This is a genomic window from Pseudomonas sp. PA-6-3C (assembly GCF_021605825.1).
Classification (GTDB): Bacteria; Pseudomonadota; Gammaproteobacteria; order Pseudomonadales; family Pseudomonadaceae; genus Aquipseudomonas; species Aquipseudomonas edaphica.
This window is the reverse complement of sequence record NZ_WKDV01000003.1, coordinates 145,059-168,534: the sequence shown is the minus strand read 5'-3', so window position 1 is coordinate 168,534 and position 23,476 is coordinate 145,059. Positions and strand designations below refer to the sequence as shown.

Here is a 23,476-nt window from a genome sequence, read left to right as displayed (position 1 = left end):
GGGCTTGCCCGCGATGGCGATCGAACTGCCGACACCGTTCACGCCGGTGTTTTCTTGACCCGCAACGCCTTGGCCTTGGCCTCCACCGCCAGGTACATCACCACCGCCACCAACAGCGGCAAAATAAAATAGATCGCCCGGTAGGCAATCAGCCCTGCAAGCAAACTGCCCCGCGACGCCTCATGCTGCATCAGCGCGATAAACACTGCTTCCAGCACACCGAGCCCGGCGGGGATATGGGTGATCACCCCGGCAATCGCGCTGATCAGCAGCACGCCCAATACCAGCGGGTAGTCCAGCTTGGCGGGCAGCAACGTAAAGATCACCGCCGCCATCAACGACCAATTCAACGCACCCAGCGCCAGCTGCAAACAAGCCATGCGCAACGACGGCAAGTTGATCTCGATGCCTTTGATCGACCACGCGCGTTTCTTTGCAAACTGGCAGGCCGCCAGATAACCCAGGCTGGCCAGCACCAACACCACGCCAATGCCTTGCAACGCGCCGCTGCTGACCTTCCAGCCCGGCGGCATGGTCACCAGCCCACTGCTGAATACCCCTCCGGCCACAGCCATATAGCCAAACCAGTTGGTGGCCAGGCTCAGCCCAAGAATCTTGGCGATATTGCTGGTGCTCACCCCGAGCCGCGAGTACAGCCGATAGCGCATGGCAATGCCGCCGACCCACGCGCTCAGGTTGAGGTTAAAGGCATAGCTGATGATCCCGACCGGCAGGATCTGCTTCCAACGCAAATCCTGGCGAATGTAGGTGCGGCCTATCAGGTCGAAGCTGGCGTAGACAAGAAAGCTGCAGAGCGTCAGCCCACCGGCGATCAACAGCGTGCGCAGCTTGAAGGCCGCCAGCGTTTGCAGCACTTCGCTCCAGTCGATGCGCCGTGCGAGCAGGGTGAACAGCACAATCAGCAGCAGAAAAAACGCGAACGTCAGCGGTTTCTTCCAGCGCTTGAACCGCGAGCCGCCGCTTTCAGTGCTCATGGGCCTGGCTCTCGAATGGCTTGAGGCGCGGTTTGTGTGCTGGCAGCCAGCCCGTCAGCGCGGGGAAGTGCCGCATGACATGGAACACCAAAAAGCCCACGGTCAATCGCCATAACCACAGGCGCGGCTTGCGCTTTTCCGGCATGGTCTGGCAGTGATTGCGCGCCAGTGTTTCCAGGCTTTGGTACAGCTGTTGATTGAACGCGCGATCACGAATCAGCACGTTGGCTTCCAGGTTCAGCGACAGGCTCAATGGGTCCAGGTTGCTCGAACCCACAGTGCTCCAGTCGTCATCCACCAAGGCCACTTTGCCATGCAACGGGCGCTGGCAATACTCGTGAATCACTACGCCATCCTTGAGCAAATAGTCATACAGCATGCGCGCGGCGAGCTTGGCCAGCAGCACATCGGGTTGGCCCTGCATGATCAGTTGCACCTGTACGCCACGTCGCGCGGCATTGCGGATTTCACGCAGCAGGCGATAGCCTGGGAAGAAGTAGGCGTTGGCAATCACCACGCGTTTTTGCGCCTTGCTCAAGGCGTGTATATAGGCCTCTTCGATATCATCGCGGTGTTGCAGGTTATCGCGATAAATCAGGCGCACCAGGCCGTCGTCGGTGTGCGTCGGCCACAGCGATGGCCGTTGCTGGCGCCGTCGCCAGCCGCGTCGCGTGCGCACCTGGCGGCCACTTTGGGCGAGGGCGAAATGATGCAGGTCCGCCACGGCCGGGCCGCTTACCTGCACGGCATAATCCTGCTTGGCTTCGGGGCCGAAATCACCCAAGTGGTCGGCAGAAAAATTGATCCCGCCGATAAACGCCACGGCGGCGTCCACCACCACAATCTTGCGGTGCAGGCGACGGAACCAGTTGGTGCGAATGCCCACTATCTTCGCTGCCGGGTCAAACATTTGCACCTTCACCCCGGCCTCGGCCAGCTCACTGAGAAAGGCAGGGCTCAGTTCGCCGCAGCCAAAGCCATCGAGGCTGACGATCACCTTTACGCCACGCTGCGCCGCCTCAATCAGGATGCCTTGCAGCTCATGGCCAACCTTGTCTTCGAACAGAATAAAGGTCTCCAGCAGGATCTCCCGCTGCGCCTGGCGCATGGCCTCGAAGACGGCGGGAAAGTACGCCTCGCCGTTCTCCAGCAGCTCAATGCGGTTGCCCGGTTGCCAGCCGTAATCCAGGTCGCGGGCCTTGGCATCATCCGGTGGTTGGTCGGTGGCAATGTGTTCCACGGCGACATTCATAGTTCGATCTCCACCGACAGCGGCACGTGGTCTGACAGGTGAGACCAGGGCCGCGTCGTCAGCGCCCTGGGGTTATGCACCTTCAGGTTACGCACATAGATGCGATCCAAAGGCAGCAATGGCAGGCGCGCCGGAAAGGTGCGCGCCGGTTTGCCATGGGCTTCGATAAACACTTCCCTGAGCCCGCTTTGGCTCAGGTCGGCCTTGTGGCGCCAGTCATTGAAATCACCGGCGACGATCAGCGCCGCGTCAGCCGGAATCTCGGCAATGCGCTGCTCCAGCAAACGCAATTGCTGCTGGCGATGCACCTCGCGCAGGCCCAGGTGCATGCAGATCGCATGCACCTCTTGGCCGCTGCCCGGCAAGCGCAGCACGCAATGCAGCAGGCCACGGCTTTCATGGCCGCTCTGGGAGATGTCGAGGTTGTCGTAGCGGATGATCTGGAATTTGGACAGCAGCGCGTTGCCGTGGTCGCCATGCGGGTAGACCGCGTTGCGGCCGTAGGCGAACTGCGGCCAGATGCTGTCGGCGAGGAACTCATACTGCGGCATCTTCGGCCAGTCGCTGTAACGCTGCGGGTGCCGCTCATGGGTGCCGTGGATTTCCTGCAGGAACACCATGTCGGCGCCCACGCTGCGCACCGCCTCACGCAACTCGGGCAGGATGAAGCGTCGGTTCAACGCGGTGAAACCCTTATGGATATTGACCGTCAGCACGGTGAAGCGGGTGATGGCGGTGCTGGGCGTAACGGGCACCCAGTCGGCAATCGCAGCCATGATCGCTCCTGTGGATAAGTGAAGGGCGAAGCCTGTCTTATTGGCTGACTGCGAGTGTTGGGAGAAAGTTTCGAATGACCTACAGGCGGTGCTGTTAACCGATCGTTCCCACGCTCCGCGTGGTAACGCAGCCCGGGACGCTCCGCGTCCCATGGACGCAGAGCGTGGGAACGATCAGCGCTCAAACCCGTCAGTTCCTTACAGACCCTGCTGAAGGAGCCCGGTGTTTTGCTGAATCTAAAGACTGCATTACTGCTCGTCGCGCTGTTGGTGTGTGGCAATGGCGCGCTGCAAGCCGCGGCCGCGGCGCCTGCGGCAGCTGAGGCTCCCGCCAAGCCGGAGTTGCTGGTCGAAGGTGGCTTGCTCGGCGCCATCAGCTCCAGCATTGACGATGTGCAAGACAAACTCGACCTCAACCAGAACCTCATCGACGCCTGGCGCCTGCGCGCCGACCGTGCGGCGGATGAAGTCGGGCGGCTGGTCGATCAAACCGCCCAACGCTCGCCGTGGAGCGTGGCCGGTGACTTCCTGCTGCTGTCCGGGGTGTGGGTCGGCGCCTTTGCGGCACTCACGCTGCTCGGGCGCTTTAGCGTGCAACGCCTCGGTCGGCGGCGTTTCGTTGCACAGCGCGAGCGTCTGCAGGGCGTTCTTGGCTACGTGGTGCCCTACACGATTCCAGCGCTGATCTGCCTGCCGCTGACGCTTTACGTCAGCCACTTTTTACCCAGCTCCGTAGGCCGTGCGCTGGCGCTGTGTTTTGCCTATGCCACCAGCAGCGGTATCTTCTCCACGTCGATGCTGTTGTGCGTCATCGTCATGTTCAACGTCGGCCACAAGCGCCCAGCCGTGCAGATTATTCGCAACTATTGCCCCAAGCCGCTGTTCCTGATCGGTTTTCTGGCCGCCCTCAGCGACGCATTGACCAGCCCGCAGATTGCCCGCCAGTTGGGCGGCAATATCACCAGCAGCATCGCAGTGTTTACCGGCCTGTTTGCAGCGGTGATTTTCGGCGTGCTGGTGGTGCGCCTGCGCCGTCCGGTCGCGCATCTGATCCGCAATCGGCCGCTGGCCCAGCGCCTCAAACACCCGGCGCTGCAGCAATCGCTGCGAGTGTTTTCCGGGCTGTGGTATTGGCCGATTCTGTTGATGGTGCTGGTCTCGGCGATCAACCTGATCGGCGCCGGCGACGATAACCAGAAAGCTTTGCGTTGCGCGCTGTTCACCACGATTCTGTTGATCGGCACAGTGTTTCTCAGCACGGTGTTGCAACACCTGTTCAAGTCCCGCAGCCAAGTGGCGATCCAGCGCAGCAGCGCCTACAAAGAGCGCTTCCTCAGCCTGCTGCACGCAATACTGCGCATCGCCATGGCCATCGCGTTTATCGAAGTCCTTGGGCGTATCTGGGGGGTGTCGCTGTTCGAATTTGCCCAGCGTAACTCGGTAGGCCGGGCGATCAGCGATTCTCTCAGCAGCATCGGCCTGATCCTGCTGGTGACCTGGCTGTTCTGGGTGGTGCTCGACACAGCAATCCAGGAGGCGTTGAAGCCGCCGGTCAACAAGCGCTCCAGTCGCCAGCCCAGCACGCGGGTCAAGACCATCCTGCCGTTGTTGCGCAATGCGGTGAAGATCGTGCTGGTGGTGATCTGCGCGATCACCACCATGGCCAACCTGGGCATCAATGTCGCACCGTTGCTGGCCGGTGCCGGTGTGGTCGGCCTGGCCATCGGTTTTGGCTCCCAGCAGTTGGTGCAGGACGTGATCACCGGCCTGTTCATCATCATTGAAGACACGCTGTCGATCGGCGATTGGGTAGTGCTCGACTCCGGCCATGCCGGCACCGTGGAAGGCCTGACCATCCGCACCCTGCGCCTGCGAGACGGCAAGGGGTTTGTGCACTCGGTGCCGTTCGGGCAGATCAAGGCGGTCACCAACCAGTCGCGGCAGTTTGCCTATGCGTTCTTCTCGGTGCAGTTCACCTACGACACCGACGTGGACAAGGCTGTGGAGCTGATCCGTGAGGCGGGGCAGTCGATCCGCGATGATGTGTTCCTCAAGTACAACCTGCAAGGTCCGCTGGAAGTGTTCGGGGTCGACAAGATGGACCTCAACGGCGTGGTGCTGACGGCGCAGTTCCGTACCGTGTCGGGCGGGCAATATGCTGTGAGCCGCGCGTTTAACCAGCGCCTGAAAAAACTTGTGGATAACTGTGATGAGGTGCACTTCGCGCAAACTTATCCACAGCAGGTTTGGCTGCCCAAGCGTTCGGCGCATGTGGATGAGGCGGGTGAGGAGGTGCCGGGTGCGGTGGTGGTGACCGAGCAGCACAGGCCTCAATGATGTAATGACTGTTCCGGCCTCATCGCAGGCAAGCCAGCTCCCACCGTTGGAATGCATCCCCCTGTGGGAGCCGGGCTTGCCCGCGATGAGGCCGGCAAGGTCCATACAGGTATCAGCGCCTGATCAACCTCTCCTGCACCGCCTGCAAGTCCTCCTCCAGCAACACCTGCTGCTTACCCGCGACCATCACCGCCGCCGGCAAGCCATCGCGGTACACAACCCGATTGCCGCTCACCGCCGGCACTTTGCTGCCTGGCAACAAGGTGCCCACCAGGTTCAATGGGTCCGCCCCGCACACCGCAATCAAACTGCCGTCATGCGGCCGACGTCTGACCTCACGTAGCAACGGGATCGCCTCCGGCAGCGCAAACTGTTCCCCGGCCAAACCACTCACAAACCGCCCGCCGCGAATCTCACCCCGCGCTTCCAGGCGATGGAAGGTGCGCAGCAATTCGCGCCAGCTAGGCAGCCATTCGGCTTCCCGCTCCAGCAACCGCCAGAACACCACGCCATAACGGCGCAGCAGGGTCATCGCCACATGCTCCAGGGTCTCGGCCGAATGCGGGCCGGCGGCGCTGGGCGAGCGGCGCAACAGCGCCCAGCGCCCGGCGTCGTCCATGCCGCCAATAAACGCCCCGCGCCCACGCCGGCTGCTGCGTGCCTGGCGTTTGCTGGCGGGCGTGGTCAAGGCCCGCAGCCCGGCAAAGCTGTCGGCATTCACCAGCCCCGCGCCCACCAGTTCCTGCAAGGCGGTTTCCAGTTCGCTGCGCAGCAGATGGGCTTCATGCACCAGTTCGTCGAAAAACAGCGCGCCGTGTTCACGCAGCGCCAGGTGGACTTTTTGCGCCTTGGGCGACAGCGTGGTGCTGTCGGTCGGTTCGGTCAGCCCGCTCCACAACGGTAGTTGGCTGCGCGGCAGCAGCACCACCGGCGTACTGCGCAGTGCCAGGGCGCCGGCCTTGTTGCTCAGGCGCGTCCACACCAGTTTGCCGCTGCGGCACAGGTCGTCGAGCCAGGTGGAGGAATAGTCCTTGAGCCGCGCACTGAGCAAGTCGCTGTCCCAGGCCGAGGTGGCGGCGGCGTAACCTTCGAACTGCCCGACAATCTGCGGCAACATTGCGCTGCCCTGGCCACGGGTGCCGTCGGACAGGTGCTGCCAATCGAACAGAAAGCGCATGAAGTCCTGCAGCGCCACCGGCTCGATTTCCCGGCGCAGACGCTTGACTGTGTAGCGATGGATACGCGCGAGCAAATGCCGCTCGCACCATTGTTCCTGGGTGGCGCCGGGGCTGAAATGGCCGCGCAGCACATAGCCTTCCTGCTCCAGACGCGCGAGTGCCTGGCTGATATCCGCGACCGGCAGCGCCAACGGCGTGGCGATCTCGACCAGGCTCAATGGGCCGAATCCGCCGAGGCGCGCGCGCAGCACTTCAGCCAGTGCATCGTCAAAGGTCCAGGGGTCATCGAAGCCCGGCAACAACGGCAAGTCATTCGGATAGATCGCTTGCAGGCAACTCAGGCGTTCCACCGCTACCCACAGGCCATTGTCCAGTTGATGGGCGCGCCCGCCCTTGGCCAAGGCATGCAACCACTCGGCCCATTGCGGCGTGACTTCGTTGTCGGCGATACAGGCCAGGCTCATCAACGCTTCATGCATTTCATCCAGGCCATTGGGCGCGGGCCAGGCTTCTTCACGCACGCCGGCAATGGCCTCGGCGTCCAGCGCGCCGAGGTCGTCGGTACTGTGAGGGGCGCTCCAGCGACGGTTGAGCACGGCCTGGGTACGGCGCTCTTCCAATGGCGCGTCGTCGAGAAAGGTGTAGGGCCGCGCGCTGAGAATTTCGGCGGCCATGGGCGAGGGCGCAGGCAGGTCGCGGCTGATCAGGCGCACTTCGCCGCGCTCCATGCGCCGCAACAGCGTCAGCCAACCTTCGCTGTCCATGGCTTCGTGCAGGCAGTCGTCGAGGGTTTGCTCAACCAGCGGGTGTTCGGGGACTTCGCGCTCGCCGGCGAGGTTTTCCAGGCAGGCAATCTGGTCGGGAAACACGCTGGCGATCAGGTCTTCGCTTTTCATGCGCTGGATCTGCGGCGCCACCTTGCGCCCGCCGGTGTAGCGCGGCAACGCCAGGGCCACACCGGCATTCCAGCGCCAGCGCACGCCAAACAGCGGTGCATCCAATACGGCCTGAATCAGCAGGTGTTCGGCGCTGTTGCTGTTCACATAGCGCCACACTTCATCCAGCTCAAAACTGTGGCTGGTGGACAGCGACAGCACGATTGCATTCTCACTGGCGGCTGCCTGCAATTCAAAGTTGAACGTGCGGCAAAAACGCTTGCGCAGCGCCAGGCCCCACGCACGGTTGATGCGGCTGCCGAACGGCGTGTGGATGATCAACTGAGTGCCGCCGGACTCATCGAAAAACCGTTCCATGATCAATGTGTCCTGGGACGGTAATGCGCTCAGCGCCAGGCGCGCACGGGCCAGGTAATCAAGGATCTGCTCGGCGCTGGCGCGGTTTAGGCCAAGGCTGGCGGTGAGCCAGTCTTGCGCGGGTTGCAGGTCACCGGGCGTGGTGCTGAGCAGAGCGTCCAACTGCCCCTGAAAACGTGCGACTGCCGACGACAACTCGTTGCTGCGCCCCGGCGCTTCACCCAGCCAGAAGGGGATGGTCGGCGGCTGGCCGTGGGCATCTTCGACGCGCACCTTGCCGCTTTCTACCCGCAGGATTCTGTAGGACGTATTACCGAGCTGAAAGATATCCCCGGCGATGCTCTCCACCGCGAAGTCTTCGTTGACGCTGCCGATGTTCAGGCTCTGAGGCTCCAGCAATACGCTGTAGTCGGCGTTGTCGGGGATGGTGCCGCCGCTGGTCACGGCGGTCAGTTTGGCGCCACGGCGGGCGCGCAGGGTGTGGGTCACGGCGTCACGGTGCAGGTAGGCACTGCGGATGCCCTGGCGGCCGTTATAGCCGTCGGCGAGCATGTGCAGCAGTGCCTGGTAGTGGCGTTCATCGAGTGCGGCGTAGGGCGAGGCGCGACGGATGAGGTCCAGCAATGCCTGTTCCGGCCATTCGCGGGCGCTGACTTCGGCGATGATTTGTTGGGCCAGCACGTCCAGCGGGGCGATGGGGATGTGCAAGGTGTCCAGTTCGCCGCGCCGCACGCAGTCGAGCAGGGCGGCGCATTCGATCAAATCATCACGGGTGGTGGCGAACAGTCGCCCCTTGGGCGTGCCGCCGACCTGGTGACCGGAACGCCCGACCCTTTGCAGAAAACCGTTGATGGAGCCGGGCGAGCCGATCTGGCACACCAGGTCGACCTCACCGATATCAATCCCCAACTCCAGCGACGCGGTGGCGATCAGCACTTGCAGTTCACCGGCCTTGAGCCGTTGCTCGGCGTCCAGGCGCAGCTCTTTGGCCAGGCTGCCGTGGTGCGCGGCCACAGCGGTCTTGCCCAAACGCTCGCTCAAGTGCCGGGCCAAGCGTTCGGCCAGGCGCCGGGTGTTGACGAACACCAGCGTAGTGCGGTGCTTGCGGGCCAGCGTGGCGAGGCGGTCGTAGACCAATTCCCACACATCGTTGGCCATCACCGCCGAGAGCGGCACCGGTGGTACTTCGATATCCAGGTCGCGGGGGCGCGCGTGGCCGATATCGACGATGGCGCATTCACGCCCGCTGCCGACCAAAAAGTGCGACACCGCCTCGATAGGCTTTTGCGTGGCCGACAGGCCGACGCGGGTCAACGGCTCGCTGCATAAACCTTGCAGGCGCTCCAGGCTCAGGGCCAGGTGGCTGCCACGTTTACCGGCGGCGATGGCGTGGATTTCGTCGACGATCACCGTGCGCGTGCTGGAAAGCATTTGCCGACCGGAGTCCGAGCCCAGCAGCACGTAGAGCGATTCCGGCGTGGTGACGAGGATATGCGGCGGCCGTTTGCGCATGAGTGCGCGGTCTTTTTGCGGGGTGTCGCCGGTACGCACGGCGGTACGGATAGTCAGCGGTGGCAAACCCAGCGCCTGCAATTGCGCGGTGATGCCGGCCAGCGGGTTTTGCAGGTTGATCTGGATATCGTTGGACAGCGCCTTGAGCGGCGACACGTACACCACCAGCGTTTCGTCCGGCAGTTGCCCACCGTTGGCCAAGCCTTGATGCACCAGGTCATCGAGCACCGCCAGGAACGCAGTCAGGGTCTTGCCGGAGCCTGTGGGCGCGGCGATCAAGGTTGAGCGGCGTTGACGGATCAGCGGCCACGCCTGGGCCTGGGCGCCGGTCACCGAGGGGAAGGTGTTGCCAAACCAGGCACTGACGGCGGGGTGGAAGCCGTCCAATACCGTGTCGGTTGATTCAGGAAGGTTCATCTATTGATTGATACTGCCCATGCCAACAAGTTGCAATCAGGTACTTTGTCCGTGACGGTTGCGCTACAAACCCGCAAAATGCAACGATTCTGGCAACAACCTACGGCAAGGCGCACACGCCTGCCGATAATAACCATCGTTCCAAACAGACCGGGCCTGCTCAATCTATGCGAATGCGCCTTATGTTACTGGGCGGCGGGAATGCCCTCGGGCAGGCGCTGATTCGCCTCGGTGCAGAGGAAGACATCGGTTTCCTCGCACCTAAACCGCCCCAAGACGGCTGGGATGCCGCGAGCCTCACCCAATTGCTCGACGACACCCGTCCCGATGCGCTGATCAACCTCGCCTACTATTTCGACTGGTTCCAGGCCGAAGCGGTCAGCGAAACACGTTTGGCCGCGCAGGAGTTCGCCATCGAACGCCTGGCCGAACTGTGCCAGCACCACAACATCACCTTGCTGCAACCGTCCAGCTACCGCGTGTTCGATGGCTCCCGCGCCACCGCCTACAGCGAAAAAGACGAGCCGGTGCCCCTGGGCCTGCGCGGCCAGGCGTTATGGCGGATCGAGCAGAGCGTGCGCGCCACCTGCCCGCAACATGTGCTGCTGCGCTTTGGCTGGCTGCTGGATGACAGTGTCGATGGCACCCTCGGGCGCTTCCTGGCCCGTGCCGAGAAGCCGGATGAATTGCTGATGGCCGATGACCGGCGCGGCAACCCGACGCCGGTGGACGACGCGGCGCGGGTGATCATTTCGGTGCTCAAGCAACTTGATTGTGCGGCGCCGCTGTGGGGCACCTATCATTACGCCGGCCACGAAGCGACCACGCCGTTGGCGCTGGGGCAGGCGATCCTTACTGAAGCGCGCAATTTCCATCCGCTGGCGATCGAATCTCCCACCGCCCAGGCCCACGCGGCCCGGCCGGATGCGGCGGACGAGCCGCAGCACGCGGTGCTGGCCTGCAAGAAAATCCTCCACACCTTCGGCATCAAGCCACGGGCGTGGCGGGCGGGGTTGCCGGCGTTGCTGGATCGGTTCTACCGACATAGCTGAAGGCAACACAAAAAAATGTGGGAGCTGGGCTTGTGTGGGAGCTGGCTTGCCTGCGATAGCATCACCCCGGTATCACTGATACACCGAGGTGCCTGTATCGCGGGCAAGCCCGACTCCCACACAAGCCCAGCTCCCACATTGGGTTATGCCGTGTTGTTTAGAACTTGTAACCAATACCCACCATGTAAACCATCGGGTCAACATCCACATTGACCTTGGCGCGTGTGCCTTGGCCCAGCGCATTGTTATCCACAGTCGCCTTGGTGCTGATGTCGATGTAACGCGCCTGGGCGTTGATCATCCACTTGTCGTTGATCATGTAGTCGGCGCCGATCTGCGCGGCCCAGCCCCAGGAGTTTTCAGCCTTGAAGTTGCTGAAGCCAGCTTGTTCGGCGCGGCTGCCAACGTGCTCGTCGTAGATCCAGGTGTAGTTGATACCGGCGCCTACATACGGCTGGAACGCGGACTTGTTGTCCAGCGGGTAGTACACGACGCTCAAGGTCGGCGGCAGGTGCTTGAGCGTACCGAGCTTGCCGTTGGCGGCGCCCAGGGCGGTGTTCTTGATCTTCACGTCATGCTCGAACGGCGTGGCGGCCAGCAGTTCGATACCGATGTGGTTGGTGATCATGTACGCGAAGTTGAGGCCCAGTTGGGTGTCGCTGCTCATGGTCGCCTTGCCGCCCAGGTTGGTGCCAGCCAATGGCCCCTGATCAACCTTCACATGGCCGCTGTCTGCTTTCGGGTTCACGGTGATTGCACCGGCGCGAATCAGAATATCGCCGGCTTCGTGAGCGTGTGCGACAGGGGCGGCGAGGGCGAGCGCGAAGAGGGACGCGCCGAGCAGAGACTTGTTCATGGGAGCTCCAAAAGGACGTTTAAAAGTTGTACGTCCAATGGTAAAGATCGTTCCGTCCGATCTTTTGACTCAGCTCAATGAAAGCTCGATCAGCGTTACTCCTGCAGTTCGTAGACGTAAATCTTCTCGGCATCCATCTGGTAACCGGCGTCGGCCAGCTCACTGGAAGACGGCTTGACCTGCATCGCACCTTCGATCCAATACGGCTGATACAGCTCATCAAGCTTCACGCCGACTTCGCTTTTTACATGCACGATCTGGTTCGACGGCGGCGGCGGTACGTGGATGCACGCGCCGAAATACGGCACCAGCAAAAACTCGGTGGTGCGGCCTTCTTCGCTGACTTCCAGCGGCACGATATAGCCCGGCAAACGGATGTGCTTGCCGTTCAGGCTCTGCACCACTGGCGCGTTGGGCAGTTCCTGTTTAGCCGCAGGCGCGGCCTCGACCGAAAGCGCATCGGCCATGTTCGACAGGTCGTGCAGCGGTTTCATGTTGGGGACTTCCGGCGGCGCGTCCGGCGGGATCATTTCCTGCCACGACAGGTCCTTGGGTTGCTCGTCGGCCCAGGCGGGCACCACCACCAGCAGCAACAGCGCAAACAGGGCACGATGCATCGACAGCTTCCTCATAAACGTATGGACAGGCCATCGGCCAACGATTGCCGATAGGCGCGCCACGCGGGCACGCTGCCCATCAACAGCGCGGCGGCGAGGATACCGACGAGCAAGGTCCATTCATATTCGCTCGGCCACGACATTGGCAGGTCCAGGCCGTAGTTGGCCTGCAAATACCCGCGCGACGCGGCGATGCACACGTACAGCAGACCCACGCCCGCCACGACGCCCGACAAAGCCAGCGCGAAGGCTTCGAAGATCAGCAGTGTCGCAATGTGCCAGGGGCGTGCGCCCACCGAACGCAAAATCGCCATCTCGCGGCGGCGTTCATTGAGGCTGGTGAGGATTGCCGTAAGCATGCCGATCAAGCCGGTCAGCACCACGAACAGCGAGATCACGAACAGCGCTTTTTCGGCGGTGCCCATCATGCTCCACAGCTCTTGCAGCGCCACGCCGGGCAGGATCGCCAGCATCGGCTCGCCTCGGAATTCATTGATCTCGCGTTGCAGCGCGAAGGTGGAAATCTTGTTGTTCAGGCCGAGCATAAACGCAGTGATCGCTTGCGGCGTGAGGTCCATGTTGCGTGCCTGGTCGGCACTGATACGGCCTTTGCCCTGGGCCGGCACGCCGTTGTGCCAGTCGATATGGATCGCCTCCATACCGCCGAGGCTGATGTGCAGCGTGCGGTCCACCGGCGTGCCGGTGCGCTTGAGAATGCCGACCACGGTAAACGGTTTATCGTCGTGTTTGACCAGGCTAACCACTGCTACACCGTGGGCCAGCACCAGCTTGTCGCCGAGCTTGTAGTGCAGCGCATCCGCCACTTCGGCGCCGAGCACCACTTCGAATGGGTCAGTGGCGAAAGCACGGCCGCTGGCCAGTTCGAGGTTCTGCTTGCGGCCATATTGGTAATGCTCGAAGTAGGACGCGTTGGTGCCCATCACCCGATAGCCACGGTGCGAGTCGCCGAGGGAAATCGGGATCGCCCATTTCACCTGCGGGCTGGCGGCGAAGTGCTCGAAGCTGTCCCAACGGATGTTATTGGTGGCGTTGCCGATGCGGAATACCGAGTACAGCAGCAAGTTGACCGAGCCGGAACGGGCGCCGACGATCAGGTCAGTGCCGCTGATGGTGCTGGCGAAACTGTTGCGCGCTTCCACACGCACGCGTTCCACGGCGAGCAACAGGCACACCGAAAGCGCGATGGCGAAGGCGGTGAGGATCGCGGTAAAGCGGCGGTTAGCCAGGCTGGCCATGGCTAGACGGAACAAATACATCTCAAACCTCTGCGGGCGTGGCGGCGCGATTGAGTTCGGCCAGCGACAGGTGGCGGTCGAACAGCGGCGCGAGGCTCTGGTCATGGCTGACAAACAACAGGCTGGCACCGGCTTCGCGGCATTCGGCAAACAACAGCCGGATAAACGCTTCGCGGGCGTCGTAGTCCAGGGCCGAGGTGGGTTCGTCGGCGATCACCAGTTCCGGTTGGCCGATCAGCGCGCGGGCGGCGGCAACGCGTTGTTGCTGGCCGATGGACAGCGAGTCGGCACGGCGTTCCAGCAGGTCTTTGTCCTTCAAGCCCAAATGCGCCAGCAAGGTCGCGGCGGCCTGGTCGACGCTGCCGTGACGCTGAGTTGCCCGCTGCGCACGCAGCCTGGAAAAGTGGCACGGCAGTTCGACGTTCTCGCGCACTGAGAGAAACGGCAGCAGGTTGAATTGCTGAAAAATATAGCCGGTGTGATCGACGCGGAAGCGGTCGCGGGCACCGGCCGAGAGTTCGGTCAGCTCCTGGCCGAGCAGGCGAATGCTGCCACGGCTGGGTTTCTGTACGCCGCCCAACAGCCCGAGCAAGGTGGTTTTGCCACTGCCGCTCGGGCCTTTGAGAAACAAGGTTTCCCCCGCTTCCAGGCGGAACGCGGGGATATCCAGCAACTGCGGGTGGCCGGGCCAGTTGAAGCCCAGGTCAGACAGTTCGATCAGTGCTTGGGTCATGTGAAATCAATATCGCCTGGTTGTAGAGCGTGGCGCCGATCCAATGTGGGAGCTGGCTTGCCTGCGATGACGGCGGCACATTCAATATCGATGTGTCTGTTATACCGCTATCGCAGGCAAGCCAGCTCCCACATTGACCGTGTTTCAAATCAGAATTTAAGAGTGGCGGTCGTGGCCGTCGCTTCAACACCTTGCTGGCCGCTTGGGCCGATCAGTTGTACCTGAATCTTCTGGGTGGCAGGGAAGGTCTTGAACACTTGGGTCAGGTCGAGGTTGCTCAGCGCGGTCGGCGTGGCGCAGGTGAACTGGTAGTGCGCGTGGATTTCGCTGTGGTCGTGATGATGTTCGTGGGCGGCAGCGCCTTTGCCGTCGGTGGCGTGGTCGTCATCGTCCTCATCATGGTCGGCTTCAGGCTTATCGCCAAACAACGGGCTGTTGAGTTCCTGGGTGCTGATCACACAACCGGCAGATTTGGGCAGCTTGAACAGCGCCTGTGGGTTTTCCAGCTGCTTGCGTGCGGCGGCGACCTTGGCTTTGTCGGCAGGCGTGGTGGCCTTGTGTTCAAAGCCCACAAGGTTCATGGCCGGGCTGTCGAATTCCAGCTCAAGCGCCTGGCCGTCGAGTACCGCATTGAGGCGGCCGACACCATGTTCGTGGGCACCGAGGCTGCCGTGTTCATGCTCATGATCGTGTTCATCGGCGGCGTGGGCGATGGCCAGGGGCAGCAGGGCAAACGGCAAGGCAAGCAGCAGACGGCGCATGAGAAGGCTCCATAAGATGAAAGTTTTGTTATGTGATCTTATAACAATATTCGCGCCAGTTTGAACGCCCGCTTGGCGTTGCGCAAGTCGCGTGGGAGCATGCGGGTCGGAAAACTGCGGGAGTAAGAGCGATGTTGCGAATTCGTGGAACCGTCGGTGACTTGCCGGTGGATTTGACCCTGGAACTCGATGACGGCGATTGGGCGCGCCTGGGCGAGCACTTGCAGGCAACACCGGCGCCGAGCGCGCCGGCTGTTGCGCCGGTCAAACACAACGATGATTTGTGGCAGAACGCCCAGGATCTGTTGCGCAAGGCCGGGCAACTCAATGGGCTTGAGTTGCTTGATCAGCTTGAAGGCTTGGCCGGTGATGCAGCCTCAGGCAAACGCCTGCTGGTAAGGCTGCGCCACAGTGCCAGTGTGAAAGTGGCCAGCGGCGGGGATACGCCGCTGTACAGCTGGATCGGCGATTAATACAGCGCGGCGAACAACTTGCGACGGTACACCGTGACCAGCGGGTGGTCATTGCCCAGCAGTTCGAACACCTGCAGCAACGTCTTGTGCGGCAGGCCTTCGCTGTAGCTGCGGTTGCGGATAAACAGCTTGAGCAGGCCTTCCAGCGCGGCGTCGTATTGCTGGCGCGCCAGTTGCTGAATCGCCAGCTGATAGGCTGCTTCATCGTCCTGCGGGTCTTGCGCCAGGCGGCTTTTCAAGTCGGCGGCATCCGGCAGGTCGGCGGCCTGGCGCAGGAAGGTGATTTGCGCCTTGGCGCCGGCGAGGGCGGCTTTGTGGTCGTCGCTTTTCACCGCGTCGAGCACGGTTTGGGCTTCGCTCAGTTCGCCGCGTTCGGCCAGGCAGCGTGCATACAGAATCAGCGCGCCAGCATTGGTGTTGTCCTCGCCCAGCAGCGCCACCAGCACCGCTTCGGCATCGCTGATACGGCCTTCGGCAAACAACGCCTGGGCCTGCTCCAGCGGGTCAGCCGCCTTCGGTGGCGGCATCTTCACGTGGGGCTCGAGCATCGCTCGCACGGCCGACTCCGGCTGTGCCCCGGCAAATCCATCCACCGGCTGGCCGTCCTTGAACAGCACCACCGTGGGCAGGCTTTGAATGCCAAAACGCGCGACGATGTCCTGCTCGGCCTCGCAATCGACCTTGGCCAGCAGCAACTCGCCCTGATAACTCTCGGCGATTTTCGCCAGCATCGGCATCAATGCCTTGCACGGCGCGCACCACTCGGCCCAGAAATCCACCAGCACGGGTTTTTCGAATGAGTTCTGAATCACTGCCTGGTCGAACGTAGCAGTGGTGGCGTCGAAGATGTACGGCGTGGGCTCACTCATGGGGCGTCTCGAATAAAGCGGGAATGGGGCAACTATAAGGGCTGGCGAGGTTGGCTGAAAGCATGATGAGTTCAAGCCAGCCCCTACTGGGAATGCGCTCAACTGTGGGAGCTGGCTTGCCCGCGATGGCCATAGGTATCTACACAACTTTTGAAGGCAGCCAATTTCTCCTGTGGCGAGCAGGCTTGCCCTGCGTTGGGCTGCGAAGCAGCCCCAAACCCAGTTGCTGAGTTCTTTCAGGAAAAATGCAGTGCCTTTACTGGGGCCGCTTCGCAGCCCAACGCAGGCGGTGCGACGATTCGACAAGCCTGCTCGCCACAACAGCCCACTTACAACAGACTTCGTGTTAACCGGTTGTGTAGATACCTATGCCGCGATGGCCTCAAGCGCGCCGCGAATGGTACAGGCTCACTTTGCGAAACTCCCAAGGCTCGGCCAGGTCCGGCAGCGTCAGCGCATCGAGGATGTCCAGGCGCTGATACGCCGGGTGCTGGAAGTCGCGCACCCGGGAGTCGGCCACCAGCGCTTCATGGCCACGCGTCAGGAAGTGGTCGAGCAGCGGCAGGTTGGAACGGTCGTAGAGCACGTCGGCCACCAGGATCAGGTCGAAGCGGTCGGCCTCGGCAAAAAAGTCGGCTGAATAACTCAGCGCTACACCATTGAGTTCGGCGTTTGCCCGGCAAGCGGCCAAAGCCAGCGGGTCGAGGTCGCAGGCCACCACTTCCAGCGCGCCCGCTTTAACCGCAGCAATCGCAGCCACACCGGAACCTGCGCCAAAATCCAGCACGCGTTTGCCCGCCACCCACTCGGGATTCGCTGCCAGGTAGCGCGCCAGTGCCAAACCGCTGGCCCAGCAAAAACTCCAGTACGGCGGTTCATGCAGGATGCGCCGGGTCTCTTCCTGGCTGAAGGCACGGTCCATGTTGCCTGCGTCCAGCAGCCACAACGACAGCTCGGTACCCGGCAGCGGGCAGGGCACCAGTTGTGCGTCGCCGATCAGTTCGCTCAGGGCACGTTGCAGGCCCAGCGGTGGCGTCATGGTGCCCGGACGAGTTGCAGAGGGCCGGTGGTCTGGGTGATCGCCTGGGTGATACGCACCGCAGGCAGGTGCAGGATCAACTGGCCGGACTGGCTGGCGCGACCGCGCAGCTCAACCCGTGCACCGGCTGGGAAAGCCTCTGGGTTAAAACGCAGGCGGAAGGCCAGTGGCTTGCCGTTGCCGGTGAGTACGCTGCTGGCGAGCAGTTGTTGCGGGCGGTTGCGCTCATCGATTACCAGCAGGGCCAGTTCGACTTCGGCATTGGCTGGCACGCCATTCAGGCTGCCGTTGATTTCCCGCTGGTAAGCCGGCAAGGGGCCGAGGTCTTCAATGCCGGGGACTTTTTTCTCTTGGGCAGGCGCGGGTTGTGGTGTCGACGGTTTTGGGGCTTCGCTGCTACAGGCGACCAGAAAACTGAACAGGGCGAGTAAAACAAGTGGTCGTAACTGCATGTACGGCTCCAGAAAGGACAAAATCCGTGGCTTAAAAAATATGAAACATAATAGTCAGCCTATATACCGTAAAGGCTATGGCTTGTCTTGCCACGGGGATGCGCTACCATGGCCCTCCCATTTTTTGTTGCCTGCCAACCATGCACTGTCCCTTCTGCGGTGCCAACGACACCAAGGTCATTGACTCGCGTCTGGTCGCCGAGGGCGATCAAGTACGCCGCCGGCGCGAATGCCTGGCCTCTGGCTGCGGTGAACGTTTCACCACCTTCGAAACCGCCGAACTGGTGTTGCCACGTCTGATCAAGTCCGACGGCAGCCGCCAGCCTTTCGACGAAGAAAAACTGCGCGCCGGTATGCAGCGCGCCCTGGAAAAACGCCCGGTGAGTGTCGAGCGACTGGAGGCGGCGCTGGTGCATATCAAGCACAAGCTGCGCGCCACCGGCGAGCGCGAGGTCAAGAGCCTGGTGGTTGGAGAACTGGTGATGGGCGAGCTGCAAAAGCTCGACGAAGTCGCCTATATCCGTTTCGCCTCCGTGTATCGACGCTTCCAGGACCTCAATGAGTTCCGCGAAGAGATCGACCGCCTGGCCCGTGAGCCTGCCAAAGAATGAACCCACCGTCTGCCGAACAAGCCGTCCTCGACGCCCATTACATGGCCCGCGCCCTCGAATTGGCGCGCAAAGGCCTGTACACCACCCACCCCAACCCACGAGTGGGCTGCGTGATTGTGCGGGATGGGCAGATTGTCGGCGAAGGCTGGCATGAGCGCACCGGCGAGCCCCATGCCGAGCCGAACGCCCTGCGCGCCGCCGGCGACAAGGCCCGTGGCGCCACGGTGTACGTGACCCTCGAGCCGTGCAGCCACCATGGGCGCACGCCGCCTTGCGCCGATGCGCTGGTGACCGCCGGTGTGGCACGCGTAGTGGCCGGGATGCAGGACCCGAACCCGGAAGTGGCCGGGCGCGGCCTGCAGCGCTTGGCTCAAGCCGGCATCGAAACCCACAGCGGCGTACTCGAACAACAAGCGCGCGCGCTGAACCCCGGCTTCCTCAAGCGTATGGAACACGGCCTGCCGTTTGTGCGGGTCAAGCTGGCGATGAGCCTGGACGGCCGTACCGCGATGGCCAGCGGCGAAAGCCAATGGATTACCGGGCCGGCTGCCCGCGCCGCCGTGCAGCGCCTGCGCGCCGAGGCCAGTGTAGTGCTGACCGGCGCCGATACGGTGCTGGCCGACGGTGCGCGCCTTACTGTGCGCGCCGCTGAGCTTGGTCTGGACGAAGAAACCACCGCTTTGGCCATGTCGCGCCCGCCATTGCGCGTGTTGATCGACGGTCGCCTGCGGGTGCCGCTCAACGCTCCGTTCTTCAAGGCCGGCCCGGCGCTGGTCATCACCTGCGTCACCCCGGAAAACCAGTTCCCGCGTGGCCCGGAATGCCTGGTGGTGCCGGGCGTTGAAGGTCAGGTCGACCTGCGTTCGGCGCTGCTGGCGCTGGCAGCCCGTGGCGTCAACGAAGTGCTGGTGGAAGCCGGCCCAAGCCTGGCGGGCGCGTTTGCCCAGCAAGGCCTGGTCGACGAATACGTGATTTTCGTCGCCGGCAAGTTCCTGGGCTCCGCCGCCCGGCCTTTGCTCGACTGGCCGCTTGAGAAACTGGCCGACGCCCCCCAACTCAAGATCACTGAAATGCGCGCTGTAGGCGACGACTGGCGAGTCACTGCCATCCCGCTACCACCAGCGAGCGTATAATTCCGACCGGGCGCTCCAGCGCCCGTCCCGTTTTCCAGGAGAAGGCCATGTTCACCGGCATTATCGAATCCATCGGCAGCATCCGCGCCATGACCCCAAAGGGCGGCGACGTACGCCTGCTGGTTGAAACCGGCAAGCTCGACCTCGGCGACGTCAAGCTGGGCGACAGCATCGCTGTCAGCGGCGTGTGCCTGACCGTCATCGAGTTGCCGGGTAACGGCTTTGCCGCCGACGTCAGCCGGGAAACCCTGGACTGCACCGCGATGAATGACCTCAAAGCCGGCAGCCCGGTCAACCTGGAAAAAGCCCTGACCCCGACCACCCGTTTGGGCGGCCACCTGGTCAGCGGCCACGTCGACGGCGTCGGCGAGGTGGTTGCACGCAGCGAAAACGCGCGCGCCGTGGAATTCCGTATCCGCGCGCCGAAAGAGCTGGCCAAGTACATCGCCCACAAAGGCTCGATCACCGTCGACGGCACCAGCCTGACTGTGAACGCCGTGAATGGCGCCGAATTCGAACTGACCATCATCCCGCACACCCTGAGCGAAACCATCATGGCGTCGTACCAGCCAGGTCGCCGGGTGAACCTGGAAGTCGACTTGCTTGCCCGTTACCTGGAGCGCCTGCTGATGGGCGATAAGGCCGCAGAGCCAGCATCCGGGAACATCACTGAAAGCTTTCTGGCCGCTAACGGCTACCTGAAATCCTGACCAAGGGGGTGCCGCGTGGCGCTCAATAGCATCGAAGAACTGGTTGAAGACATCCGCCAAGGCAAGATGGTCATCCTGATGGATGACGAAGATCGCGAGAACGAAGGCGATATCATCATGGCCGCCGAGGCGTGCAAGCCCGAGCACATCAACTTTATGGCCAAGCACGCCCGTGGGCTGATCTGCATGCCCATGAGTCGCGAGCGCTGCGAGCTGCTCAAGCTGCCGTTGATGGCGCCGCGCAATGGCTCGGGTTTTGGTACCAAGTTCACCGTATCGATTGAAGCGACCACCGGCGTCACCACCGGCATTTCCGCCGCCGACCGCGCCCGCACGGTGCAAGCCGCTGCGGCCAAAGACGCCAAGGCCGAAGACATTGTGAGCCCTGGCCACATTTTCCCGCTGATGGCCCAACCGGGCGGCACCCTCGCTCGCGCCGGCCACACCGAGGCGGCCTGTGACCTGGCGCGCATGGCCGGTTTCGAGCCAAGCGGCGTGATCTGCGAAGTGATGAACGACGACGGCACCATGGCCCGTCGCGCCGAACTTGAGGCGTTTGCTGCCGAACACGGCATCAAGATCGGCACCATTGCCGACCTGATTCACTACCGCATGATCCACGAACGTACCGTTCAGCGGATTGCCGAGCAGCCGCTGGACAGCGAACTGGGCCAGTTCAACCTGGTGACCTACCGTGATTCAGTCGAAGGCGATGTGCACATGGCCCTCACCTTGGGGAGCATTTGCGCTGAAGAACCGACCCTGGTGCGCGTGCATAACATGGACCCGCTGCGCGACCTGCTGATGGTCAAGCAGCCGGGCCGCTGGAGCCTGCGCGCCGCCATGGCCGCGGTTTCCGAGGCAGGCAGCGGTGTGGTGTTGCTGCTGGGCAACCCGGTGGATGGCGACGTATTGCTCGCGCATATTCGTGAAACCGCCGAGCACACCCAGGTCAAAACACCGACCACCTACAGCATCGTCGGTGCCGGTTCGCAGATTCTGCGTGACCTCGGTGTGCGCAAAATGCGCCTGATGAGCGCACCGATGAAATTTAATGCGATATCCGGATTCGACCTGGAAGTTGTAGAATACGTGCCCTCCGAATAAAGGCTGGCGTTTTCTGCCCCTTGTTCGCGGTTAAATCATCACTGAGGGACGCACTTTTCGCGTCCCGGCTCTTTAAGAGATTTGTCGAATGACCCTGAAGACCATCGAAGGTACCTTCATCGCCCCCAAAGGCCGCTATGCCCTGGTGGTTGGCCGCTTCAACAGCTTCGTGGTTGAAAGCCTGGTAAGCGGTGCCGTGGATGCCCTGGTTCGCCACGGTGTGAGCGAGAGCGACATCACTATCATCCGCGCCCCTGGCGCCTTCGAAATTCCACTGGTTGCGCAAAAAGTTGCACAGCAGGGTGAATACGCGGCGATCATCGCCCTGGGCGCGGTCATTCGGGGCGGTACTCCGCACTTCGAATACGTGGCTGGCGAATGCACCAAGGGCCTGGCCCAGGTGTCCATGGAGTTCGGCGTGCCAGTCGCTTTCGGCGTACTGACTGTAGATTCCATCGAGCAAGCCATCGAGCGCTCCGGCACCAAGGCCGGTAACAAGGGCGCAGAAGCTGCCTTGTCCGCACTGGAAATGGTTAGCCTGCTGTCGCAGTTGGAGGCCAAGTGATTTCCGACGAGAGCGATCAGTTCAACCCACAGGATCCGCGTCCAGCCGATGCCGGCAAGCCATCCAAAAGCGAGAAGCGCCGTAAGGCGCGTCAACTCGCGACCCAGGCGCTGTACCAGCGCCTGATGGCCGGTGCCTCGCTGAACGAGATCGAAGCGCAGTTTCGCGTCGACAACGACTTCACGTTTGCCGACCAGAGCTACTTCCACGATATCCTGCACGGTGTGCATGCCAACCTGACCGAGATCGACACGGCTCTGGCGCCATGCCTGGACCTGACCATTGAAGAACTCGACCCGGTTGAACTGTGCGTGATGCGCCTGTCCACCTGGGAGTTGCTCAAGCGCGTCGACGTGCCTTACCGCGTGGTGATCAACGAAGGTATCGAGCTGGCGAAAGTCTACGGCTCGACCGACGGCCACAAGTTCGTCAACGGCGTGCTCGACAAGCTGGCCCCGCGCCTGCGCGAAGCTGAAGTGAAGGAACACAAGCGCTAAGTCGCTTGAGTCCCGAATGGGTGAGTTCGAGCTGATCCGCAATTACTTCGCTGCCGCGCCTTGTGCGCAGGGCGGTGAAGGCATTGCCTTGGGGATCGGCGACGACTGCGCCCTGCTGGCGCTCCCTGCCGGGGAGCAGTTGGCAATCTCCACCGATACGCTGGTGGCTGGCGTGCACTTCGCCGACCCCTGTGACCCGTTCCTGCTCGGCCAGCGCTCGTTGGCCGTGGCAGTCAGCGACCTGGCCGCCATGGGCGCCCATCCTCTGGCCTTTACCCTTGCACTCACCACACCCACCGTCGATGCCGATTGGCTGCAACGCTACGCCCAGGGTTTGAACGCCATGGCGCAAAGCTGCGGCGTGGGGCTGGTGGGCGGCGATACCACGCGCGGGCCGCTGAGCCTGACCCTGACCGTGTTTGGCCGTGTGCCGGCCGGGCAGGCGCTGGTTCGCAGCGGTGCGCAGCCGGGTGATTTGCTGTGTGTGGGTGGTGAGCTGGGTAACGCTGCCGGCGCTTTGCCGCTGGTATTGGGGCAACGCACGGCGGACGCAGCTATCGCTGATCCGCTGCTCGCCCATTACTGGTCGCCGCAACCGCAGTTGGCGCTGGGCCTCGCGCTTCGGGGTAAGGCCACGTCTGCGATGGACATCTCCGACGGCCTGCTGGCCGATTGTGGGCATATCGCCAAGGCATCGGCTGTCAGGCTGGTCATTGAGCGTGAGAAACTGCCGTTATCCCAGGCGTTGCTGGCGTTTGTTGGCGATGACGATGCCCGTGTGGCCGCGTTGAGCGGGGGCGACGACTATGTGTTGGCGTTCACCCTGCCACCGGCCGAGCTGGCGCCGCTGTTGGCGGACGGCTGGCCGATTCACGTGATCGGCCGGGTCGCGGCGGGGCAAGGCGTGACGCTGATTGACGCCGCCGGGCAAGACATCACGCCAGCCGTGCGCGGCTATCAGCATTTTCGCGACACGCCTTAAGCGACAGACCTGCGCTACCCTCTATACGGTTATCCCTGTACAG

At 62.6% G+C, this 23,476-nt stretch carries 22 protein-coding genes; 10 read left to right on the top strand and 12 right to left on the bottom strand.

What is annotated here, in order from left to right; genetic code table 11:
* Positions 1-38 precede the first annotated feature (38 nt).
* From GIW48_RS03915 to GIW48_RS03905, 3 genes are read right to left on the bottom strand one after another with little or no spacing between them, the layout of a single operon-like run.
* Positions 39-995 carry a lysylphosphatidylglycerol synthase domain-containing protein gene (locus tag GIW48_RS03915; protein WP_099547546.1) on the bottom strand — a complete coding sequence of 319 codons (957 nt, stop codon included), beginning with the start codon at positions 993-995 and terminating at the stop codon, positions 39-41.
* Positions 985-2,247 carry a cardiolipin synthase ClsB gene (gene clsB / locus GIW48_RS03910; protein WP_236472903.1) on the bottom strand — a complete coding sequence of 421 codons (1,263 nt, stop codon included), beginning with the start codon at positions 2,245-2,247 and terminating at the stop codon, positions 985-987. The genes GIW48_RS03915 and clsB overlap by 11 nt, the downstream gene beginning before the upstream one ends.
* Entirely contained in the window at positions 2,244-3,023 is a 780-nt protein-coding gene (locus tag GIW48_RS03905; protein ID WP_138449343.1) for an endonuclease/exonuclease/phosphatase family protein, read from the bottom strand. The genes clsB and GIW48_RS03905 overlap by 4 nt, the downstream gene beginning before the upstream one ends.
* A gap of 228 nt (positions 3,024-3,251) precedes the next feature.
* Here GIW48_RS03905 and GIW48_RS03900 point away from each other — a divergent pair, with 228 nt between their 5' ends.
* Positions 3,252-5,360 (top strand): mechanosensitive ion channel family protein, encoded by a 2,109-nt coding sequence (locus tag GIW48_RS03900; protein WP_236460136.1) that lies wholly within the window; start codon positions 3,252-3,254, stop codon positions 5,358-5,360.
* Positions 5,361-5,472: 112 nt separating this feature from the next.
* On the opposite strand, the gene GIW48_RS03895 is transcribed toward GIW48_RS03900, so the two are convergent.
* Entirely contained in the window at positions 5,473-9,720 is a 4,248-nt protein-coding gene (locus tag GIW48_RS03895; protein ID WP_236460135.1) for a DEAD/DEAH box helicase, read from the bottom strand.
* A gap of 167 nt (positions 9,721-9,887) precedes the next feature.
* On the opposite strand from GIW48_RS03895, the gene GIW48_RS03890 reads away from it, so the two are divergent.
* Positions 9,888-10,772 (top strand): sugar nucleotide-binding protein, encoded by an 885-nt coding sequence (locus GIW48_RS03890; RefSeq protein ID WP_017135982.1) that lies wholly within the window; start codon positions 9,888-9,890, stop codon positions 10,770-10,772.
* Positions 10,773-10,929: 157 nt separating this feature from the next.
* On the opposite strand, the gene GIW48_RS03885 is transcribed toward GIW48_RS03890, so the two are convergent.
* The 5 genes from GIW48_RS03885 to GIW48_RS03865 form a co-directional block, all read right to left on the bottom strand.
* Positions 10,930-11,628 (bottom strand): OmpW/AlkL family protein, encoded by a 699-nt coding sequence (locus tag GIW48_RS03885; protein WP_017135983.1) that lies wholly within the window; start codon positions 11,626-11,628, stop codon positions 10,930-10,932.
* A 95-nt stretch (positions 11,629-11,723) separates the two neighbouring features.
* The gene (locus GIW48_RS03880) at positions 11,724-12,245 is read right to left on the bottom strand and encodes a DUF3299 domain-containing protein (RefSeq protein ID WP_017135984.1); all 522 of its coding nucleotides are present in this window, start codon (positions 12,243-12,245) and stop codon (positions 11,724-11,726) included.
* A gap of 11 nt (positions 12,246-12,256) precedes the next feature.
* Positions 12,257-13,522: an ABC transporter permease gene (locus tag GIW48_RS03875; RefSeq protein ID WP_236460133.1), complete on the bottom strand. Its 1,266-nt coding sequence runs from the start codon at positions 13,520-13,522 to the stop codon at positions 12,257-12,259.
* A 1-nt stretch (position 13,523) separates the two neighbouring features.
* Positions 13,524-14,234 carry an ABC transporter ATP-binding protein gene (locus GIW48_RS03870; protein ID WP_169987430.1) on the bottom strand — a complete coding sequence of 237 codons (711 nt, stop codon included), beginning with the start codon at positions 14,232-14,234 and terminating at the stop codon, positions 13,524-13,526.
* Positions 14,235-14,383: 149 nt separating this feature from the next.
* Complete coding sequence (locus GIW48_RS03865) at positions 14,384-14,995, bottom strand: DUF2796 domain-containing protein (RefSeq protein ID WP_236446719.1); 612 nt, start codon at positions 14,993-14,995, stop codon at positions 14,384-14,386.
* Between the two features lie 131 nt (positions 14,996-15,126).
* Here GIW48_RS03865 and GIW48_RS03860 point away from each other — a divergent pair, with 131 nt between their 5' ends.
* Entirely contained in the window at positions 15,127-15,468 is a 342-nt protein-coding gene (locus tag GIW48_RS03860; RefSeq protein WP_017135988.1) for a hypothetical protein, read from the top strand.
* Here the strand turns inward: GIW48_RS03860 and trxA are convergent.
* The 3 genes from trxA to GIW48_RS03845 form a co-directional block, all read right to left on the bottom strand.
* On the bottom strand, positions 15,465-16,337 hold the full coding sequence (gene trxA, locus GIW48_RS03855) for a thioredoxin (protein ID WP_017135989.1): 873 nt from the start codon (positions 16,335-16,337) through the stop codon (positions 15,465-15,467). The two genes, GIW48_RS03860 and trxA, sit on opposite strands and share 4 nt — an antisense overlap.
* A gap of 382 nt (positions 16,338-16,719) precedes the next feature.
* Positions 16,720-17,376 carry a class I SAM-dependent methyltransferase gene (locus GIW48_RS03850; protein WP_236460132.1) on the bottom strand — a complete coding sequence of 219 codons (657 nt, stop codon included), beginning with the start codon at positions 17,374-17,376 and terminating at the stop codon, positions 16,720-16,722.
* Complete coding sequence (locus GIW48_RS03845; protein ID WP_017135991.1) at positions 17,373-17,828, bottom strand: YbaY family lipoprotein; 456 nt, start codon at positions 17,826-17,828, stop codon at positions 17,373-17,375. The genes GIW48_RS03850 and GIW48_RS03845 overlap by 4 nt, the downstream gene beginning before the upstream one ends.
* Before the next feature lie 140 nt (positions 17,829-17,968).
* On the opposite strand from GIW48_RS03845, the gene nrdR reads away from it, so the two are divergent.
* The 7 genes from nrdR to thiL all read left to right on the top strand — a co-directional run bounded on the left by nrdR (position 17,969) and on the right by thiL (position 23,433).
* Entirely contained in the window at positions 17,969-18,439 is a 471-nt protein-coding gene (gene nrdR / locus GIW48_RS03840; RefSeq protein ID WP_015886108.1) for a transcriptional regulator NrdR, read from the top strand.
* On the top strand, positions 18,436-19,572 hold the full coding sequence (gene ribD, locus GIW48_RS03835; protein WP_017135993.1) for a bifunctional diaminohydroxyphosphoribosylaminopyrimidine deaminase/5-amino-6-(5-phosphoribosylamino)uracil reductase RibD: 1,137 nt from the start codon (positions 18,436-18,438) through the stop codon (positions 19,570-19,572). Before nrdR ends, ribD begins: the two co-directional genes overlap by 4 nt.
* 47 nt (positions 19,573-19,619) lie before the next feature.
* Positions 19,620-20,282 carry a riboflavin synthase gene (locus GIW48_RS03830; protein WP_017135994.1) on the top strand — a complete coding sequence of 221 codons (663 nt, stop codon included), beginning with the start codon at positions 19,620-19,622 and terminating at the stop codon, positions 20,280-20,282.
* 15 nt (positions 20,283-20,297) lie between these two features.
* Positions 20,298-21,389: a bifunctional 3,4-dihydroxy-2-butanone-4-phosphate synthase/GTP cyclohydrolase II gene (gene ribBA / locus GIW48_RS03825; protein ID WP_017135995.1), complete on the top strand. Its 1,092-nt coding sequence runs from the start codon at positions 20,298-20,300 to the stop codon at positions 21,387-21,389.
* Between the two features lie 88 nt (positions 21,390-21,477).
* A complete protein-coding gene (gene ribH / locus GIW48_RS03820; RefSeq protein ID WP_003176356.1) occupies positions 21,478-21,954 on the top strand; it encodes a 6,7-dimethyl-8-ribityllumazine synthase in 477 nt (158 codons plus the stop codon).
* A complete protein-coding gene (gene nusB, locus GIW48_RS03815; protein ID WP_017135996.1) occupies positions 21,951-22,451 on the top strand; it encodes a transcription antitermination factor NusB in 501 nt (166 codons plus the stop codon). Before ribH ends, nusB begins: the two co-directional genes overlap by 4 nt.
* A 16-nt stretch (positions 22,452-22,467) precedes the next feature.
* Entirely contained in the window at positions 22,468-23,433 is a 966-nt protein-coding gene (gene thiL, locus GIW48_RS03810) for a thiamine-phosphate kinase (protein WP_017135997.1), read from the top strand.
* The last annotated feature ends 43 nt before the right edge of the window (positions 23,434-23,476 follow it).

What these genes read in the sequence shown, in the direction of transcription:
- GIW48_RS03915 (WP_099547546.1), bottom strand. Translation starts at nt 995, where the DNA reads ATGAGCACTGAAAGCGGCGGCTCGCGGTTCAAGCGCTGGAAGAAACCG.
- clsB (WP_236472903.1), bottom strand. Translation starts at nt 2,247, where the DNA reads ATGAATGTCGCCGTGGAACACATTGCCACCGACCAACCACCGGATGAT.
- GIW48_RS03905 (WP_138449343.1), bottom strand. Translation starts at nt 3,023, where the DNA reads ATGGCTGCGATTGCCGACTGGGTGCCCGTTACGCCCAGCACCGCCATC.
- GIW48_RS03895 (WP_236460135.1), bottom strand. Translation starts at nt 9,720, where the DNA reads ATGAACCTTCCTGAATCAACCGACACGGTATTGGACGGCTTCCACCCC.
- GIW48_RS03890 (WP_017135982.1), top strand. Translation starts at nt 9,888, where the DNA reads ATGCGAATGCGCCTTATGTTACTGGGCGGCGGGAATGCCCTCGGGCAG.
- GIW48_RS03885 (WP_017135983.1), bottom strand. Translation starts at nt 11,628, where the DNA reads ATGAACAAGTCTCTGCTCGGCGCGTCCCTCTTCGCGCTCGCCCTCGCC.
- GIW48_RS03880 (WP_017135984.1), bottom strand. Translation starts at nt 12,245, where the DNA reads ATGCATCGTGCCCTGTTTGCGCTGTTGCTGCTGGTGGTGGTGCCCGCC.
- GIW48_RS03875 (WP_236460133.1), bottom strand. Translation starts at nt 13,522, where the DNA reads ATGTATTTGTTCCGTCTAGCCATGGCCAGCCTGGCTAACCGCCGCTTT.
- GIW48_RS03870 (WP_169987430.1), bottom strand. Translation starts at nt 14,234, where the DNA reads ATGACCCAAGCACTGATCGAACTGTCTGACCTGGGCTTCAACTGGCCC.
- GIW48_RS03865 (WP_236446719.1), bottom strand. Translation starts at nt 14,995, where the DNA reads ATGCGCCGTCTGCTGCTTGCCTTGCCGTTTGCCCTGCTGCCCCTGGCC.
- GIW48_RS03860 (WP_017135988.1), top strand. Translation starts at nt 15,127, where the DNA reads ATGTTGCGAATTCGTGGAACCGTCGGTGACTTGCCGGTGGATTTGACC.
- trxA (WP_017135989.1), bottom strand. Translation starts at nt 16,337, where the DNA reads ATGAGTGAGCCCACGCCGTACATCTTCGACGCCACCACTGCTACGTTC.
- GIW48_RS03850 (WP_236460132.1), bottom strand. Translation starts at nt 17,376, where the DNA reads ATGACGCCACCGCTGGGCCTGCAACGTGCCCTGAGCGAACTGATCGGC.
- GIW48_RS03845 (WP_017135991.1), bottom strand. Translation starts at nt 17,828, where the DNA reads ATGCAGTTACGACCACTTGTTTTACTCGCCCTGTTCAGTTTTCTGGTC.
- nrdR (WP_015886108.1), top strand. Translation starts at nt 17,969, where the DNA reads ATGCACTGTCCCTTCTGCGGTGCCAACGACACCAAGGTCATTGACTCG.
- ribD (WP_017135993.1), top strand. Translation starts at nt 18,436, where the DNA reads ATGAACCCACCGTCTGCCGAACAAGCCGTCCTCGACGCCCATTACATG.
- GIW48_RS03830 (WP_017135994.1), top strand. Translation starts at nt 19,620, where the DNA reads ATGTTCACCGGCATTATCGAATCCATCGGCAGCATCCGCGCCATGACC.
- ribH (WP_003176356.1), top strand. Translation starts at nt 21,478, where the DNA reads ATGACCCTGAAGACCATCGAAGGTACCTTCATCGCCCCCAAAGGCCGC.
- thiL (WP_017135997.1), top strand. Translation starts at nt 22,468, where the DNA reads ATGGGTGAGTTCGAGCTGATCCGCAATTACTTCGCTGCCGCGCCTTGT.